We start from the raw sequence: 17,934 nt of genomic DNA, 5'->3' as shown, positions 1-17,934 counted from the left end.
TTCCGGAGCTATTTCTTCAGCGATTTTGGCCTATGGATAGGAGCCGAGGTATCTGTTGCTACTGACCAGCATAGATGAAGCCTTTGCTGAACAGCTAATCGATAGGGTAGAATTGAAGACAGACAAGGAGGTGGCAACCTTTGTCGATAGATAGATGATAATGCTTTATTTTGTTTTTTGTGTATAGTGGAAATGGCTCTTGTCTGGCTTCCAGGTATTGTTTCAGTTCAGATCAAATGACTTTCGGAACTCCAGCGGTGTAAGGGAGGTTTTACTTTTGAATAGTTTGTTAAAGGACTGGGAATACTCAAAGCCCAATTTGTAAGCTATTTCGCTTACGTTCAGGTCGGTGACTGATAATTTCTCTTTGGCCAATTCTATCAGATTCCCATGGATAAACTGCTGAGCAGTTTGCCCTGTCAGCGTTTTGAGCATAGTGCTTAAATATTTCGGCGACAGATGTAACCTTTCCGCAAAATATTGAACCGTAGGCAGGCCTTTTTTGCTGGGGACATCATCACTGAAATAATCTGCAAATAATAATTCCAGCTGATCCAGCATTTGGTGAGCGGCCCGTTTTCGGGTAATAAACTGGCGATTGTAAAAACGCTCTGAGTAATTCAACAGGGTCTCTATCTGAGAAATAATAATCCCCTGACTAAATTTGTCAATGTTAGCATGGTATTCCCGCTCAATGTTACTGATGATCCCCATCAGGATGTCTTCTTCCTTTTTGGATACAAACAGCGCCTCATGGATCGTATAGCTGAAAAATTCATATTTCTTTATGCCTTTAGCCAATGAGGTATTCCAAAGAAAATCCGGGTGGATGAGCAACATCCACCCGGATTTATTGGCTGGTGTACCGGTGATCTGTTCTATACCGAATACCTGGCCCGGAGCAATAAAGAACATAACGCCTTCGTCAAAATCATAAGACTGCTGGCCGTACGTTACTTTGCCGTCAATATTTTTCTTAAGTGATATAAAATAAAAATCAAAAGTCCACTTGCATTCAAAGTATTCTGGTAGCAGCTTTACCTCCGCATAATCCACGATGCTGATTAAGGGATGCTCTGGCGGATTAAGACTTCTGGTTTGATGAAACTCTTTAATCGTCTTAAGTTTTTTAATTTTTCTCATGCGCTTAGCTGCTACTCTTCTTGCAGTACCTTTTGTCCTAAATTAATAAATACTGTTTAATGGAACAATTACACCAGTCCTTTATTCCATTGCATAAGCTTCGGCAAAATCTTTGGCAAAATCTTTCAGCTTCACTTTGCCTAGTGAGGGTTTGTGCAGATGATAATCGTCGTAAAGCCTGCCGCTCCCCTGGCTTTCCTGCAGCTCAACAAAGCCTTTAGCCACCTGTTCATTAAAGCCAATGCTTAGCCAGTTATCCAGCAGCTGTTGGCTTGGAATGACCAGCCATTTCAAATCGGGTTTGCCGATGGCTTCGCCCAAAGCACTGGCAATCTCATTTGGCGAAACCTCATCACTTGCAACATAACGTATTGTTTTGCCCTCAAATTCTTTGTCCACCTCTTCGGCAATGACTGCCGCAATATCTTTTGGCGAGACCCATGGCTCTTTGACATCACCACCGTAATTGGAAATGATTGCCCCTTTAGACTTGATGTTATGAATGGAAGAAAACAAGTTGATGTAAAAGCTGACCGGGCGAATGAACTTGATCGCGATGTTGGCCGGGAGTTGTCGAAGAATGGTCTCTACATTGTGGTGGAAACGGATGATTCCGGTTCCTGTGTCAGTATGCGCGCCGATGCTGCTGAGGTGGATCAGCTGCTGTACCCTGGAGCGTTCTACAGCCTCTTTGTAATTTTTGCCGATTTTAGTAATGTCGCTGATAAAGTCAACCGATTTATCAAACATATCACCGGCAGCCTCCATTGTTTCCATAAGGTAAACGATATCCGCACCTTTGAAGATTTTTGCTAAGAAATCTACATCCTGTAAGTTGCCAATGGCGGCTTTTGCGCCAAGGAGTTCAATGTTTTTCTGACGTTTTGCATTGCTGCTGATAACAGTGACAGTATGGCCATTGCTTACCAACGTTTCTGTGAGTAGCCTGCCAATGTTCCCAAGTGATCCTGTGAGTACGATGTTCATATTTGTTCTTTTTTGTTGATTCAAAAGTCCGGACAATGAACAAGACGAATGTAGCCAAAAGTCGCTATGTTGTAGTATAATCTGCCAAGGTGCCAGAGATTTCCTTTATGGTCTTTATACTGAACGAATGCCTGCCCGTCAACCACCTTTTGATCTCGTCAGGATTGATGTCCATGGAGATCGCAAGGTCATTTTCTGAAAGGCCTTTGTCGGCTAAGGTTTTTACAGTTTTACTGGCCAGGTCCAGATTTAGTTGCGTTAATTCCTCTATAGCGGGGTTTCCGTTTTCTTCCAACCAGATGGATACAAAATCGTTTTCTTCCATTTATGTTTATTGTAATTGTTTAAAGTATTCAGGACGCTCTGCGTCCTTAGTTCATTTGGGCGGCAAATCTATGATAATACATCTGTTATTGCAACTGGCACTTTTTATAATTTATCAGGTGCTTGCCAGAAATAAGCCGGATCATTTGTGGCATATTTGATCAGATTTCCAGAAGAAACTTTTAAGCCTTTAAGCGTGGTATACTGACTGGGATATAGGTTGATGTAGCTCACTTTTTTTTCTACAGCGCTGGTCTCCAGATTCCATTCGCTTTTTGTCGATACCTGAATCCAATACAGATTTTTCGACATGTAATGGTCCAGATAATTTGCTTTTGTTTGTTTCATCTGATTATTCCAGTTCGCATCTTCATTCAGTACCAATGGTTTTTCGGCAATCAAGCTACTTCTTACTTCTTCAATGCTAAGTAATTCGCCCTTGTCATTGCTCACGTAAGCATTAAATGTAGGGTCCATCCACAACCACTTTTTCTTTTCTTTAGACCATACCACGTTAATTACATGGCAATCAGAATCTGCTGTATCTTTTGGCATGCAGGTCACCACGCGGGAAAAATAGCCCATCGCCTGATAAGCATCTTTAAGAATAGTTGCCATCATCCTGCAATTAAAACCTCTGTTTTCCTTTTTGGCGATCGCGATAAGATCGATCGCATTTTGAGCTTGTGGATTGGATGAACTTCCATCATGCTTTACCACATTGTGCGCCCAATTTAAAAGATTTTTAAATTTGCTGATTTCAGTACCAGCTCCGGCAATAGAATCCAGATTAAATAGCTTGCGAAAAGCAATTAAGTTTGAATCAGAAGCATTCTGATAGGTAAAAGGTGATGATTTTTGTTCGGGTTGTACCTGATACTTGCCCGCTTTTTTAAGAATATACCCAAAATCTCCCCGGTCTCTTATTTGTTGAGCAAAAACTTTAAATTTTGGATCATTCCGCAAGAGGTTTAGGTCCGGATCAGTTGCCATGTGTTGATAATTGGAATATCCGGCAGCAGCGGCTCTTCCAAAATTGGAGATTGCTTTATCTTTATTGTTGACTAATGCATAAAAACAGGCCAAATTGTAGTAATTGTCTGGCATATTTCCCGCATATTTCGGTTTTACCGATGCGGGCAATTGCTGATACCTGGCTTCATAGGCTTCAAGACCCGTTATTAAGCCCTGATAATCTTTTTTATTATTTAAGTCGTTTAAGTTTTTAGTAAGCGTTGCGGCATAGGCCTCGAAGTCGCTTGCTGTTTGCTCTTGCTGGGCATTAGCAACAGTTACCATCAGGCAAATTCCAATTGCCAAAAGGAGTTTTTTCATGGATAGTTTTATCATCATCATTTGTTTTAGCTATAGATGATGGTTTTATGAAAAAGGTTGCATACCATGATAACTGAAAAGAAGGCAACGCTTTACACCATAATTTTAAAGGCTACTTTGTGAGGTAATCGGTCTTGTTGGCAATCCCGGTGGCTACCTTTGCATGAAATTTGACTATATTGCCCCGATAAAAGGTGTATTATTCCAATGACCAAAGTGAAAATCATCGAATCAGATCTTATTCGTGCAGTTGCAGATGGAAATGAAAAAGCATTTGAAGTTTTATATACCCTTTATTATCAAAAATTACACAAATTTCTGCTAAAAACCGTTCGGGGTCAGGAAGAGTCAACTTTAGATATTTTACAGGAAGCATTCTTAAGGGTATGGCTCAATAGGGACAGGTTAATGGAAATAGAAAATTTCCAGGCCTGGATTTATAAGGTGGTGAGTACAGAAGCGTTAACGCTGATCAGAAAAGAGCTCCATATCAAAACAAAGGCCGACAGATTGAAGTCATCCCTGGAAAGTGAAACGCAAATATTGACGCCAAAGCACATAGAAATTGCCGAAATAAAAGCAATAGTTAACCAGGCTGTTGAACGGCTGCCTCATCAACGGCGAACTATATACGTTTTAAGCAGAGAGGAGGGGTTGAGCCCCCTGGAAATCGCAATAAAACTAAATATCTCCATCAATACCGTTTACAATACCCTTACGGTAGCCCTAAAATCTATCCGCCAGGATCTTTCTAAATCTGGCTATGGTGTTCATCTCAGCATACTGATCATCTTAGAATTTTTATAAAAAAAACTAAGCCCCGATAGTAGTCGTTCGAAAAAGTGCATTCATACCTCTGATTAGGATGAAAATCCTGCCAAACTAAACCACTAACCACGTGCACAAAAAAAGAATCCTCGATTTATTGCAGCTATATTATAACAATATGTTGTCTGTTGAAGAGACTGCGGAACTGTCTCAGCTTATGGACGAAGCCGGACATGAAGAAGTAATAGCCCTGGTCACCGAAACCATAAATACTTTTACGGAACCGGAAGATGAGGAGGTCAGTGTAGATGAAACTGAAATCAAAGCCAAAGTTAACCAGATCTTATCCCTGGATAAGCCGCCTCAGGTCAAAACAATTGCTAAACATCCAAAAATAAGGTTCCTGAAATACGGTATTGCCGCTGCGGTTATGATAGCGATCGGTTCTTATTTGCTTCACCAAAATTTTAGCGAGCGCATTAACCAGAGAACTATAGCCGAAGTAAACCAGAAAGATGTCCAGCCCGGGCAAACCGGGGCTATATTGGTCCTGTCAGACGGACGGGAAGTTTTACTGGACAGTGCGGGTAACAGTGAGGCGATCATTAATCATGATGGTTCAAAAATTAAAGTCAGTAAGGGACAGCTTGTTTATTTAGATGGTAAAAAACCTGCTGGAAACAGCCTCAATAGTATCCGGACCCCTTTAGGACGACAATACAACCTCACTTTGTCTGATGGTACTAAAGTTTGGTTAAACGCTGCCAGTAGTATTGAGTATCCGGTAACCTTTAACGGAAAAACCAGAACAGTGGCCATATCAGGGGAAGCATATTTCGAAGTCGCAAGAAATACACAGAAACCATTCATCGTAAACATCGAAAATTCTAAAACCAATATCGAGGTTTTAGGAACACATTTCAATATAAACAGTTACGCTGATAATGGCAGTTACAAAACCACACTGCTGGAGGGCAGCATAAAGTTAAGTACCGGGAAACGGAACCTTTTACTACAGCCGAACCAGCAGGCTGTCAGCCAGCCAGATTCTGAAGGGATACAGCTCATCGACAATGTAAACTTCGCGGATATTCTGGCCTGGAAAAACAATTTGTTCCATTTTAACCAGGCAGATATCAGCGATGTAATGCTGGAACTGGCCAGGTGGTACAACATTGAAATTATATATGAAGGAACTAAGCCTTCCGGCACTTTTACCGGAAAGATACAAAAGGATTTAACACTACGACAGGCCTTAAAAATACTGGGGGCAACACGTGTCAGATACCAACTGACAGACGACAACAAATTGATAATTCAATAATATATATAAACCTAAACTATACGCTATGCGAAAAAACTGACCGGCCAATTCATGCAGGAAACTGCTTCAACAAACCAATTACGAACAAATCGTTTAATCCTGAAATTTATATTTCAAATGAAACAAAAAACTAACCAAAGAAAAAATCAACAGTCGCCGCCCCTAAAGGAAAAAAAAGCCTTTAGCCACTTTTTTGCGATGATGACAGTTGTGACCATACTAACCATTAGTATCTCTACGATTACAAACGCTAAAACTTTTTCTCAAACCATCAGGTTAAATCTAAAATCTGTACAACTTACCGAAGTTTTAACGGCAATTGAAAAACAGTCTGATTATACTTTTTTCTATAAGACCGAAGACCTTAAAGGACTAAAAAAAATTGACGTTAATGTCAACGAAAGTTCCATCCGTAACATCTTGCAGCAGGTATTAAAAGACCTGTCTTTAACCTATAATATTGAAGGCAAAACCATTGCAGTAAATAAAATTCTGAGTATACCCGGAAAAAATTGGGTTGCAGATGAAACCATGATCAGGCAAGCGGTTTCGGGTACTGTTAAAGATGCCGGTGGCAGCCCTATTCCAGGCGCTACAGTAACCGTAAAAGGGACCAAACGTGTGACCTCTACCAACAACACAGGACTGTTCAGTATAGAGGCGAGTGTTGGTGAAATATTAGTGGTAAGTTCTATCGGTTTTACTTCCAGAGAAATTACGGTTACCGGCCCTTCATTGGGAGACATCACCCTAAACGAAGCACCTGAACTACTGGGCGAGCTGGTAGTTGTTGGTTACGCTGTTCAGAAAAAGGAAAGTCTTACCGGAGCTTTGAACACAATTGGCGGAGATAAGCTAAAAAACATTACCTCGCCAAACGTACAAAATATGCTTGCCGGTAAAGCACCTGGTCTGTTCGTTGCACCTGGTTCCGGAAAACCGGGAACAGCAGGAGCGGTGATCATCCGTGGGCAGGCTAGTCTGGATGGGACCATGAGTCCTCTTTGGGTGATAGATGGGGTAATCGTAGGCTCCAGTCCGGGCGAAGTAAATTCAGAGGATATCGAGTCCCTTACGGTATTAAAAGATGCCGCATCAACAGCAATTTACGGTTCTCAGGGTGCCAATGGTGTAATCATTGTGACTACCAAGAGAGCAAAATCCGGAGAAATGACTATAGACATCGCTTCAAGAACAGGCTTTACCCAGCTTACCAATGGGAATTTACAAGTGATGAATGGGGCCGAACTGTATGACTACTTCTCTTCTTTCGCCAATGCAAATACCATTAGCTTTCCGCGCTGGAATGCAGATTTGCGCAACAGTAATTTCGACTGGTGGAAAGTAGCCACCAAAAATGGCTTTAACCAAAATCACAATATCTCCTTACGTGGAGGAACTGAGAAACTACAATCCTTCCTGTCGGTTGGCCTTTATGATGAATCCGGAGCTGTTAAAGGATACGATTACGAACGGTACAACTTTAGGTTAAACACGGTTTATAAGCCTTTGGAATGGTTAACCATTAAACCTTCTATTGTGGGTGCCCGTCGTGCAGTGAGTGATAAACAATATTCTGTAGCTTCAATGTATTCAAATCTTCCCTGGGACAGCGCTTATGATGCCAATGGAAATCTGGTAGGCCACCGTTCCAGTACATGGGTAAATAGTGCAAATACGAACTATTTGTACGATTTACAGTGGAACCATGGTGCCAATACCAATTATGAGTTTATGGGTAATTTTGATTTTGACATCAAATTATCAAAGAAATTCACCTTCTCTTCAGTTAACAACTACCGGTTCAACACGTACTCCGCCAGTGGTTATATCGATCCCCGTTCAAACGGTGGGATAAGCGTACTCGGCCGTATCACAGATTACAGATCTGAATATACCCGTCGTTATACCAACCAAATCCTACGTTATAACGATTCATGGGGAAAACATAGTGTCAGCGCCCTGGCAGGTTATGAGTTTAATGATTTCAGAAGTAAAACATTAGATGTCTACGGAACAGGTCTTGTTCCAGGCATTGAGGTATTGCAAGGGGTCTCAAAACCTGAAAGGACCAGGGGAGAAATAGAAGAATGGGCAGTGCAGTCTTATCTTTTTAATTCAAATTATTCGTATGATGGCAAATATTTGGCACAGGTATCTCTTCGCAGGGATGGTGCTTCAAATTTTGGTAAAAAATATGGTGATTTCTTCTCCATCAGCGGTGGATGGAATATCAACCGCGAAAGTTGGTTTAATGCTGGTTACATCAATACACTTAAACTTCGTGCCGCGTATGGTACAGTAGGTAACCGCCCTTCGGCCTTGTACCCTCAATACAATTTATATTCGGTTACCCCCTCTGCCGGTTATAATGGAATTCCAGGCCTTTTGATTAGCCAGATTGGCAACAAAAACCTGACATGGGAAGAAACCTATACCAGCGGGGTAGGTTTGGATGTGAATGCGTTTGACAACAGGGCCCGGTTAACGATAGACTATTATGTTAAAAATACAGATAACATTTTGTACAATGTACCCATTTCGGGCTTAACGGGTGTTACCCGGTTATGGCAAAATGTGGGCAAAATGAGAAATAAAGGAATAGAAATATCATTGGGTGGTGATGTTATCCGTACCAAAGACTGGTTATGGAGCCTGGATGTAAATCTTGGCCACAATGTAAATAAGCTTACAGACATCTACAAAACCAGGAACCTGGATGGCAGCTATTCAGCCAAACCGATCATAATAGGTGATGAACTGGGCTTAGCAGGTTCCGCCAGCAGAATTTTAGAAATTGGCTTACCTGTTGATACTTACTTACTTCGGGAATGGGCAGGCGTTAATCCCGATAATGGTTTACCGATGTGGTATAAAGTTAAGAGAGACGCAAACGGTAATGAAATAGAAAGGACAACAACATCAACTTATGCAGATGCTACTCAGGAAAAGGTGGGAAAAGCTACGCCTGACCTGTTTGGGGGTATTACTACTGCTTTAACCTGGAAAAAATTTGATTTAAATGCGGTATTCGGATACTCACTTGGAGGCAAGATCTATAATTATTCCCGTCAGGAATATGATTCGGACGGAGCATATACAGACAGGAACCAGATGAGATTAATGGATGGCTGGAGCAGGTGGCAGAAACCTGGCGACAATGCAACCCATCCTGTTGCCCGCTACAATAACCAGGATAAGGGAAATTCGACCTCTTCACGTTATCTTGAAAGCAATGATTTTTTTAGAATGCGTTCACTGGCTCTGGGTTACAATTTCGATCTGAAAAAGTATAAAGTCAGGAATTTAAGGGTGTATGTATCCGGAGAGAATTTATTTGTGATCACAAAATATTCGGGAGTTGATCCTGAAATACCTATTAAAGAAGACAATAATGCGATCCTGTTTTCTACAGGCCCTGCTGTTCACCCTATGGCAAGGAAATTCATGTTAGGACTTAATGTTTCATTCTAAAGAGCATAAAAAAATGAAAAAAATATTAGCTATAATTTTTGTTGCAATCGCCCTGTCATCCTGCAAGGTTGATAGAACGCCTTTCGGATCAATGGAATCTGAAAAAATAGATAAAAATCCTGAAGAAGCTATAGATGGTTTACTGAACGGAGTGTATGGCCAGCTTAAAGCCTGGTCTGATCCTATGCACCGTTTAGGAGAGTATGCAGGTGACAACATGATGATCAGAGGCTCGTCTACAGATCCATTCTATGAATTTATCTCCTTTGCCAGAACGCCAAATAATAGCAGGTTAAACACGTTTTGGAACAGTGGTTATAAAGCAGTGGCACAGGCTTCCAATATCATTAATATGATTCCACAAGGTAAAAGTGCAGCCATGGATAGTAAGTTGGGTGAATGTTATTTTGTTCGCGGATTGATGTATTTCTATCTGGTTCGTGCCTATGGACGCCCATATTATCAAAACCCCGAGACCAATTTAGGGGTGCCAATTGTTAATGGTACTCCAGCTAATGTAATTGATTTAATATTACCAGACAGAGCAACTGTTAAGGTAACCTATGAGCAGGTGATTTCGGACCTGAAAAAGGCGGAAGAGTTGATTTCAGTGAACAGAGGCCCTATTTATGCCTCTAAAGAAGCTGCTCAGGCTATCCTTTCGAGAGTTTATCTTTATATGAGCGGAACTTATGAAAATCCCAACGGGACTTATGCACAGCTGGCTGTAGACTATGCAAATAAAGTAATTGGCGCATCCAGATATAGCTTGTTGCAGAGAGGCGAGTTCATGAAATACAATACCTTTACACCTGAAAATAATAAAGAAACAATTTTTGCCATTAAACGTGTAGCCTCTGAATTTTCAGGCAACGATCATTATTCTGGTATTGGCGGAATGTATTCAAATATTGGCGGAATGGGCTGGGGGGAAATGTATGCCAGTGCAAAATACATTGACCTGTTAAACGAAACCGGCAGAAATGACTGGAGACCAGAGAAATATAAAATGGTGGATGCCAGGGCTGCGTTTATAGAGCCTACCTATACAAAAGGTACTGCCGGTGCCTATACCGAAGTCTTCAGATTTATTAAAGATGATAACGGAAATACGCTGAACTATGCTCAGGACACGGTAACAAGAAGCGGAGGTATTGTTACCTGTAAAGAACGCAAAGATGTGTACACGCTGACGCCGGTTGATGCCGCACAGGACATTTATACCATAAATTATAAAAATGGCAAAACTTACACTGGGGTAATAGACTATTTGATTACTTTAAATCGTGCTTACCCTCAATTTTATATTGTAAAATGTTCCCGTGAAGGAGAAGATTCTCAATTGCATTCTCCGGTGATCAGCAGGCTGGGTGAAGTGTATCTGAACAGGGCAGAGGCTTATGCTAAATTGCAAAACTATAGCTCAGCACTTGATGATTTAAACAGGATCAGAACACGGTCTATTATTGGCGGTGGATATGCTACTTTAAATGCTGCAAATGCAGGTGATTTGATTGACAAAGAAAGACAATTAGAGCTGGCCTATCAGGCAGAGCGTAGTTTTGATGTGTTCCGTAACGGAAAGTCTCTTGTCCGTCAATATCCCGGCCCTCAGAATCAAACAACAAGTATATCGGCGACCGATTTCAGGGTTGTTTATTACATCCCTCAAGATGCTATTAATTCCTATCCAGGGAAATTAACGCAAAATCCAACTAATTAGTCACCGCAAACGACGGGCAGTCATGCAAACTGCTCGTCGTTTGCTTTCTGATTCTCTATTAAAATTTCCCTTTCATGATTCTCAGTAAAACTTCATCTCTTTTTTGTCTGGATATGGGAACCTGACTGCCATCATCCATGGCAATGTATCCACCATCAGTTTTTACATAAGCAGAGATTTTTCGGAAGTTGATCAGATGAGACTGGTGTGTCCTGATGAAATTATGCTTTTCAAGCAATTCCTGATACTCCTTTAATGTTTTACAGACCAGGTATTGTTTTTTATTGTCTAAATAGATATGCGTGTAATTCCCCTCAGCCTCGAGTCTAATAATTTTATGGATAGCTAAGAACTCTATTTTATCCGATAAAGGAATAGCGATCCTCTGCTCATCATCTCCTCTGTCTATATTGGCAACCAACTCTTTTAACCTTTCATTTTCTTTTTTGGGATTAATCTGGATTGCTGCTTTTTCCACTGCATTGCTCAATTCCAAAATATTAATCGGCTTAAGCAGGTAATCTATAGCACATGCTTTAACTGCCTGTATCCCATATTTGTCAAAAGCGGTAACAAAAATAACTTCAAAATTCTGCTGGCCATTCAATAATTTTAACAAGTCGAACCCCGAAACTTCTCCCATTTCTATATCCAGAAAAAGTAAATCGGGGTTTAATTCCCTAATTAATTTAAGGGCTTCAACGGCGGAGCCCGCTTCGGCAATGATTGCTACATTTGGGCAATATTCCAACAATAACTGACGCAAGTTATCTCTGCTTTTCAATTCATCGTCAATTAATATCGCTTTTAAGGTCCTCATTAATCTATCGGGATAGTTAATACAGCAGTAACGCCGTTCTCATTTTCGCCTAAATTACTACTTAAATGTAAGTTTCCTACATTTCCATCGGCACTGAGCAGGATGAGTCGTTCTTTTACCAGCTTTAATCCAAAGCTTTTATTGCCCTCGGTTATATTTTCCTTTAAGCCAGTGCCATTGTCTTTGATCACAATTTTAAGGTATTTCTGATCACAAGTAATATGCATAACAAGGCGTCCTGCATCTCCCTTCTGAGCCAAACCATGCAGAATTGAATTCTCTACAAGCGGCTGAATGATCATACCCGGAATTTCCATTAACTGGGTATTCACTTCGGGGGAGACTTCAATTTCAAATTTAAAGTTAAAGCGCAGCTGCTCCAGCTCACAATAGAGTGTGATTGCATCTAGCTCATCTGAAAGAGTCACGAAGCTTTTCTCCGAATTATTCAGCACTCTTCTCATCAGCAACGAGAATTTCTCCAGATAAACATTGGCTTCTTTATACTGATAATGGTTAATCAGGGATTGTATGGAATTCAACGCATTGAACATGAAATGCGGGTTCATTTGTGAGCGTATGGCCTTGATCTCCAGATCCTTGATTTTATTTTTTAATAAAGTTTTCTTCTTTAAGCTGTTAATCCTTACTCTATACACCGAAAAGACGACAATTGAAGTCAGCAGAGCGGAGCAAACGCTCCACCCTATAGTCGTGATTAATGATGCCTTTTGTTCTTTGGTCATTACACCCGAATCTATTGCTTTTTTGATCAGTTCCTCTACAACCTGATGCTCATCAGGCGCTGCATCAAACAAGTAACTGGATATGACTCTAAAGTCTGAAGTAAATGCAAATGCCTTGATCTGCAGATGATAAAGGTCAAAATTCATTTGTTTGTTTCCCTCATCACTTAATTCGACATAAGTAACATTGGGCAAATCCTTCAGTTTTTGATCAATGGTATTTTTGTTCATCGTGGAGAAAGTTCCTTGCGCAATAACAAAATGAACCTGACTACCATTTTGCTTTTTTATAAGATCTATATAGCCTTCTAAAACATCAGGATTATGATTGTTCACAATTAATACCAGAGGCTTTCCTTTAAATCCGGTAAGATCAAGCGCACTTCCGTCTCGTAAAAGGAGTTTCCTGACAGGGCTTGGATTTCCTGGCAACCATTGCCTTGCTTGTGTCCAAACCTCTTTGATGCGATTTGTAAATATAGAATCGCCACAGTTATGGATGAAATCTTCATAATAATTTTTCAGCCTTTCTGTACTTTCCACTTCACTTTTGTAAAGCTCTTTTTTTAATGATTCATAAATGGCAGAATATAGGGGGTATCCCTCGAAAGATGCCATAGAGGTTGCATAATCAGCAAAGAAGCCGTACTGATCGGCATTGACCATGCCTAATTTTGTTTTCTGATAGGAGCTTAACGCCATCAGGTAATAATCGTAATAAAGACTTCGCTCAAGACCACTCATTAAAACAGAGGTGGTGTCAATACTTAGAAAGAATCCTTTGGGGAAGTCTTCAAAAGACACATTCGGTTTTTGTTGTTTACGGTATTCAGAAAGGTACATCAGTTTCGTCCCGGCCTGCACGTACTTAAAATCAGCTCTGCAATGGTTTAAAATTTCCGGAGAAACATGGTTCGCGTACTTGTTTATGGTAACCTCAAAATCTTTTTGCCCCTGTTTTTGAAAAGCTAAAAAAGCTGCTGGTGATTTTGAACGATAACTACGCTCATTAATCCATTGGTTGTTAAAAACGGATACCAAATCTTTACTTAGTGAGGCTTTCGCTGCTGCATTTCCAGCAAAAGAAACGGTGTTGTCAAAATCCCGTGCATCGGCCTTAATGATCAGTGTATCTAAGGGGCCCAAAAGGACACTGAAGGTTTTATATTGATCAAACTCACCAAAAATAAACCTGCGTCTTGAATTTAAACCTGCCAGAACTTCAGCGCGAAAAGAACCATCTTTATTAAACCTGAAAATCTCATCATTAACTCCGTAAATGCTATCGGTCTTAGCTAAATTGTTAATCCTACCTTTGATAAGTGCATTTTTTTGCAATTTGAAAGAGGCCGATTTGAAAACTGCATTAGCAATGTTATTGCCCTCAGTGGAGTTGGATAAGTCTAAGGTTTTAGCCAGGCTCTTACCCTCAATCAGCGAACTTATTATTGTTTCAGAAATTTGCTTTAAATGTGCAATTGGGAAAATCCTAACGGCCGGCAATTCTGTTTTTGGAGCAGTAGATTTTGTTTTAGCACTAATTGAGGAGAAGTGAATCTTTTGAGCGGTGGATAGTAACTTCAGTTTTGATATTTTACCATGGCTATCGGCCGTTATTTCGTAAATCTGTTTAGTTAGATCTTTTTTTCTGTTTTCCAAATAAGGAGGGTAGTAGGAATCATAACCCAACCAGATATTTTTTGCATCAGAATATTTTAATTTCATCCTTTCAAAGGAAACTTTAAAAACCAAATCTCCATTTGGCATTTTACTTGAAACCTCATATCTAACATCAAAGTTATAATCGAAGGTATGAGCGGTATTACTAATTCGAATATCTGCTTCAAACCAATCTCCTGACTTGAAGGTTAATGCAGCACTCTTTTTTTGAGCGAAGAGTTGTGAAAGCGCGAGCAACAAAATTATTCCAAGGCTTAAAAGTTTTTTCTGTTTCATGTTTCTAAGATTTAAACAAAAGAACTTAAAGCTATCCATTTCGTTTGGCCTCACTGAGTAGATGACTTCTATGACTTATTATTCTGCAATAATACCATTTCATCTCGCTGATTACTGCGAAATAATGATTAAGAGGCAAGAAAAAGTGTTACAGGGTGTAAAGTAGTTGAATGAAGTCAGAGAAGATATTAGTTTGACGATTGGTCGTTCAGTAGGTTCAACTTTTTCTCCAGATCTCCTAAAGATATTTTACCACGGGCAAAATCAATTTCCAGCAATGTACCCTGCTCTTTTTTTGTTAAAGGCCTGTTCTGTATAATCTCTATTAATTCATCCTCGCCGGCAAGGGGGGCCAGAATATTTTTCTTTTCGAGCAATGATTCGAAATACCGGATTCCAAACCTGCGCTGTGATACCGCGTCAAAATGAAGTCCATCCCCGTTGGCCGTTAATCCATTCGCTGTTACAAAGTAGCAGTTCGGTTTTGTTTCAGCGAATTTCTGAAGAGCATAATTAACCTCGTTATACTCAGTAAAATATTTACCATACCTGCCGCCGCTTAAAAAATCACCCAGACCGCCTGCAATAAAAGGAATATCTGGTGCGTCAAGCTGAGAGCGAAATGCATCAACAATAATACTCAGCTTATCGTGATAAAGAGCGGAAAGTCCGCCAAAACTATCATTTTCTCCCTGATGCCATAGGATACCGCTCAACTTACTGATCTTTAGGGCAAGCTTTGCCTGGAGCACGGCGCTTTCAAAGAGTGCTCCCCCGACAGCCCAATCATCCAGGCTTGTCCCACCGTCGGCACATGGTATCAAACCAATTTCTTCCTGATCATTTTTTAATCTCCAGGCACCCGCGAATGACGCGGCAAGTCCTATGCCTGATGTGGGCCTGTCAAAATTAATTGGTTCTGTCATTGTTTGCCAGCGGCCATTTACCAGCACTTTGATCTTTTCATCATAGATCTGTTGAACATCGTTCAAATATCCCCGGCCTGCCATATTGGACTGACCTACCATCAAAAAGGAGTTTATCATTATTTTTTATAGTTCTTTCTTTTAATACTTCTAATCCGCATCATCTAACAATCACTCTGATAAACCCTGTGAAAGCAAAAGCCCTGCCAATCGTAAGATTGCAGGGCTTTATACATTTTGATTTTGAATCTGGTGATCCCGCTGGGATTCGAACCCAGGACCACTACATTAAAAGTGTAATGCTCTACCAGCTGAGCTACGGAATCATCTTCTTTTTATAACTGAAGAGGCCGCGAAGGTATCATTTTTTGTTGAATCTCCAGAATAAAAATGAAAATTTTTATTCTGGATTTAAAAAGCATACAAATACCACACCTATATGCTCTAAAGAATACTATCGGCTATTTAACGCGCCATTATTTTCCAGGTTTTATAAATTGAAACTCCTGATTCTGCAAATCAGAATCTCCTGTTTTTTTCCTATTCCAATAAGGGAACGACTATTTTAAATAATTTAATACTGTGAAAAGGATCTTACTCCTGATTTGCCTGGTTACAGGGCAAAACCACACTTATACCTGAAAACTTGCAGAAGAGATGATTCGCGTGCCGGCAAATAAGTATTCTGGAAAATAGAATTAATTATTGGCAGGAGTTAGACGTTTTGGCAAAAGGAGAAAGCTTGCAATCATTTGCAACTTAAATAAGTTGTGTATATTCATCGGCTAGCTCTCAGCTTCAAAAAAGGAAAATTAATGAACTTTAAATTATGAAAAACATATACCTATACTTTGTATTCATTTTGATTTCAGTACAAATGAATTTATTCGCTCAAAATATTAAAAGTAAAGACAATTATACTTTTCAAGTAAGAGAAGAAAAAGGCGACTTAAATAATGATGGTAAAATGGACAAAATAACGGTAAAAATGGATTTAATAGATGAAACAAGGCCATTAAGATTACAAATTTTTCTATCTCAACCAAAAGGACGAAAACTAACTTTAGCTGTGTCTTCGACCCAAATAATTGAAGCACAATATCCTGTTGAAAAAAAGGGAAAACATAGTGAATACCAAATTCCGAATTTTTTTATTGAAAAAGGGGTTTTATCAATGTGGAGTGAAATTAAAGGAGGAAATATTACTTACGATTTCAAATATCGTAATGGCAATTTTGAGTTGATTAATGTAGAGAAATTAACTCAAAATTCAATTGATGGCAGTATTGACGAAAACACTGTGTTTACAAAAACTGAATTTAACTTAATTACGGGCCTCAGAACCGAAACTGATGATCATTTGGATTCAAAAAAAATATTAAATAAAAGAACAAAAAGGGTTTTAATCAGACCCTTACCGAAGATACAGGATTTTAAATTTTCCGATAAGAAGTTATATTAACAACACCAAAACGGCTAGTATGGCAATAACGAAAATACATTACATATCGTCTGATCTATCTTAATGAGTTATATTATTGTTCATAAATGCATCAATCACCACCGTATTCAAGTCATTAGGAAGGGAATGTCCCATTCCTTCGATTTCCATAAAACATGCATTCGGGATGGAATTGGCGATGTCTTTGCCACAGGCCAATGGAAATATGGAGTCTTCCGATCCATGAACTACTAAAGTAGGTGTTTTGATTTTTTGCAATTGGTTTAAATCGTAAGATGTTAATGTCATTGCACAAATCTGACCTAAAATATTCGCTGATGGCGCTCTTTTCAGGTCTTTTAAAATATTTTCTTTTTCTTCTTCTATCTTAATTGGAAAACGGCTTCCCGCTATGGCTTCGACAAATTCCAGTCGCTGATCCAGATATAAATTCAATTCCTCTTTAAAACTGGGCATTGGCCGAAGCATTAAACCCATTATTTCAGCTTTAGTTTGGGGTAAAGTTGGATTTAAAGAAGTTGACATGATAATGGTTAAACTCTTTACCCGTTCTGGAAAATCTGATGCGACAATTTGTGAAACAATTCCACCTAAAGAACGACCAAATACATGTACTTTTTCAACTTTCAGTTCATCCAGTAGAGAAATAACATCATTGGCCATATCCATCAATTTATAAGAATTCTTTGGATATTCTCCCTGTTGAAGAAGACCGATCAGCTCTCTCACATCATTTATATCATATTCTATAAAAGTTGATAAACCGGAATCTCTATTGTCAAAACGGATAACTCTAAATCCTTTGTCCACAAGTTCTTGACAAAATGAATAACTCCAACTCGTCATTTGACTTCCCAATCCTGAAATCAATAATACTGTTTCAGAATTCTCAGCGCCCATTATATCATAGAAGAGGTCAATTTTGCTTAGCTTGGCAATTGGCATT

The 17,934-nt window shown here is 39.6% G+C and carries 13 protein-coding genes and 1 tRNA gene; 5 read left to right on the top strand and 9 right to left on the bottom strand.

Annotation, left to right across the window (positions count from 1 at the left end; translation table 11 throughout):
• Window positions 1–222: 222 nt before the first annotated feature.
• From BUC20_RS05985 to BUC20_RS05970, 4 genes are all read right to left on the bottom strand, one after another.
• The gene (locus tag BUC20_RS05985; RefSeq protein WP_073228641.1) at window positions 223–1,143 is read right to left on the bottom strand and encodes a helix-turn-helix domain-containing protein; all 921 of its coding nucleotides are present in this window, start codon (window positions 1,141–1,143) and stop codon (window positions 223–225) included.
• 81 nt (window positions 1,144–1,224) lie between these two features.
• Window positions 1,225–2,130: an NmrA family NAD(P)-binding protein gene (locus tag BUC20_RS05980; RefSeq protein ID WP_073228639.1), complete on the bottom strand. Its 906-nt coding sequence runs from the start codon at window positions 2,128–2,130 to the stop codon at window positions 1,225–1,227.
• 64 nt (window positions 2,131–2,194) lie between these two features.
• Complete coding sequence (locus tag BUC20_RS05975) at window positions 2,195–2,455, bottom strand: helix-turn-helix domain-containing protein (protein ID WP_073228636.1); 261 nt, start codon at window positions 2,453–2,455, stop codon at window positions 2,195–2,197.
• Between the two features lie 104 nt (window positions 2,456–2,559).
• Window positions 2,560–3,789: a TPR end-of-group domain-containing protein gene (locus BUC20_RS05970; RefSeq protein WP_073229526.1), complete on the bottom strand. Its 1,230-nt coding sequence runs from the start codon at window positions 3,787–3,789 to the stop codon at window positions 2,560–2,562.
• A 207-nt stretch (window positions 3,790–3,996) separates the two neighbouring features.
• Here BUC20_RS05970 and BUC20_RS05965 point away from each other — a divergent pair, with 207 nt between their 5' ends.
• The 4 genes from BUC20_RS05965 to BUC20_RS05950 all read left to right on the top strand — a co-directional run bounded on the left by BUC20_RS05965 (window position 3,997) and on the right by BUC20_RS05950 (window position 11,078).
• A complete protein-coding gene (locus BUC20_RS05965; RefSeq protein ID WP_073228632.1) occupies window positions 3,997–4,596 on the top strand; it encodes an RNA polymerase sigma factor in 600 nt (199 codons plus the stop codon).
• Window positions 4,597–4,687: 91 nt separating this feature from the next.
• Entirely contained in the window at window positions 4,688–5,881 is a 1,194-nt protein-coding gene (locus BUC20_RS05960) for a FecR family protein (RefSeq protein ID WP_143166712.1), read from the top strand.
• Between the two features lie 117 nt (window positions 5,882–5,998).
• A complete protein-coding gene (locus tag BUC20_RS05955) occupies window positions 5,999–9,355 on the top strand; it encodes a SusC/RagA family TonB-linked outer membrane protein (protein WP_200800890.1) in 3,357 nt (1,118 codons plus the stop codon).
• Between the two features lie 13 nt (window positions 9,356–9,368).
• Entirely contained in the window at window positions 9,369–11,078 is a 1,710-nt protein-coding gene (locus BUC20_RS05950; RefSeq protein ID WP_073229523.1) for a RagB/SusD family nutrient uptake outer membrane protein, read from the top strand.
• A 58-nt stretch (window positions 11,079–11,136) separates the two neighbouring features.
• On the opposite strand, the gene BUC20_RS05945 is transcribed toward BUC20_RS05950, so the two are convergent.
• From BUC20_RS05945 to BUC20_RS05930, 4 genes are all read right to left on the bottom strand, one after another.
• A complete protein-coding gene (locus tag BUC20_RS05945) occupies window positions 11,137–11,898 on the bottom strand; it encodes a LytR/AlgR family response regulator transcription factor (RefSeq protein WP_073228627.1) in 762 nt (253 codons plus the stop codon).
• Window positions 11,898–14,600: a sensor histidine kinase gene (locus BUC20_RS05940; RefSeq protein WP_073228625.1), complete on the bottom strand. Its 2,703-nt coding sequence runs from the start codon at window positions 14,598–14,600 to the stop codon at window positions 11,898–11,900. Before BUC20_RS05940 ends, BUC20_RS05945 begins: the two co-directional genes overlap by 1 nt.
• A 188-nt stretch (window positions 14,601–14,788) precedes the next feature.
• Window positions 14,789–15,646: a sialate O-acetylesterase gene (locus BUC20_RS05935; protein WP_073228623.1), complete on the bottom strand. Its 858-nt coding sequence runs from the start codon at window positions 15,644–15,646 to the stop codon at window positions 14,789–14,791.
• A gap of 130 nt (window positions 15,647–15,776) precedes the next feature.
• Window positions 15,777–15,852 (bottom strand) — tRNA-Lys (locus tag BUC20_RS05930).
• A gap of 503 nt (window positions 15,853–16,355) precedes the next feature.
• On the opposite strand from BUC20_RS05930, the gene BUC20_RS05925 reads away from it, so the two are divergent.
• Window positions 16,356–16,988: a hypothetical protein gene (locus BUC20_RS05925; protein ID WP_143166710.1), complete on the top strand. Its 633-nt coding sequence runs from the start codon at window positions 16,356–16,358 to the stop codon at window positions 16,986–16,988.
• A gap of 60 nt (window positions 16,989–17,048) precedes the next feature.
• Here BUC20_RS05925 and BUC20_RS05920 read toward each other — a convergent pair whose 3' ends face one another.
• Entirely contained in the window at window positions 17,049–17,933 is an 885-nt protein-coding gene (locus BUC20_RS05920; RefSeq protein ID WP_073228618.1) for an alpha/beta fold hydrolase, read from the bottom strand.
• Window position 17,934 lies beyond the last annotated feature (1 nt).

It is taken from the genome of Pedobacter caeni (assembly GCF_900129215.1).
Taxonomy (GTDB): domain Bacteria; phylum Bacteroidota; class Bacteroidia; order Sphingobacteriales; family Sphingobacteriaceae; genus Pedobacter; species Pedobacter caeni.
The sequence above is the reverse complement of the archived record's forward strand: the minus strand, read 5'-3'. Positions and strand labels throughout refer to the sequence as shown.

What these genes read in the sequence shown, in the direction of transcription:
- BUC20_RS05985 (WP_073228641.1), bottom strand. Translation starts at nt 1,143, where the DNA reads ATGAGAAAAATTAAAAAACTTAAGACGATTAAAGAGTTTCATCAAACC.
- BUC20_RS05925 (WP_143166710.1), top strand. Translation starts at nt 16,356, where the DNA reads ATGAAAAACATATACCTATACTTTGTATTCATTTTGATTTCAGTACAA.
- BUC20_RS05920 (WP_073228618.1), bottom strand. Translation starts at nt 17,933, where the DNA reads ATGCCAATTGCCAAGCTAAGCAAAATTGACCTCTTCTATGATATAATG.
- BUC20_RS05950 (WP_073229523.1), top strand. Translation starts at nt 9,369, where the DNA reads ATGAAAAAAATATTAGCTATAATTTTTGTTGCAATCGCCCTGTCATCC.
- BUC20_RS05940 (WP_073228625.1), bottom strand. Translation starts at nt 14,600, where the DNA reads ATGAAACAGAAAAAACTTTTAAGCCTTGGAATAATTTTGTTGCTCGCG.
- BUC20_RS05935 (WP_073228623.1), bottom strand. Translation starts at nt 15,646, where the DNA reads ATGATAAACTCCTTTTTGATGGTAGGTCAGTCCAATATGGCAGGCCGG.
- BUC20_RS05955 (WP_200800890.1), top strand. Translation starts at nt 5,999, where the DNA reads ATGAAACAAAAAACTAACCAAAGAAAAAATCAACAGTCGCCGCCCCTA.
- BUC20_RS05970 (WP_073229526.1), bottom strand. Translation starts at nt 3,789, where the DNA reads ATGAAAAAACTCCTTTTGGCAATTGGAATTTGCCTGATGGTAACTGTT.
- BUC20_RS05965 (WP_073228632.1), top strand. Translation starts at nt 3,997, where the DNA reads ATGACCAAAGTGAAAATCATCGAATCAGATCTTATTCGTGCAGTTGCA.
- BUC20_RS05980 (WP_073228639.1), bottom strand. Translation starts at nt 2,130, where the DNA reads ATGAACATCGTACTCACAGGATCACTTGGGAACATTGGCAGGCTACTC.
- BUC20_RS05945 (WP_073228627.1), bottom strand. Translation starts at nt 11,898, where the DNA reads ATGAGGACCTTAAAAGCGATATTAATTGACGATGAATTGAAAAGCAGA.
- BUC20_RS05975 (WP_073228636.1), bottom strand. Translation starts at nt 2,455, where the DNA reads ATGGAAGAAAACGATTTTGTATCCATCTGGTTGGAAGAAAACGGAAAC.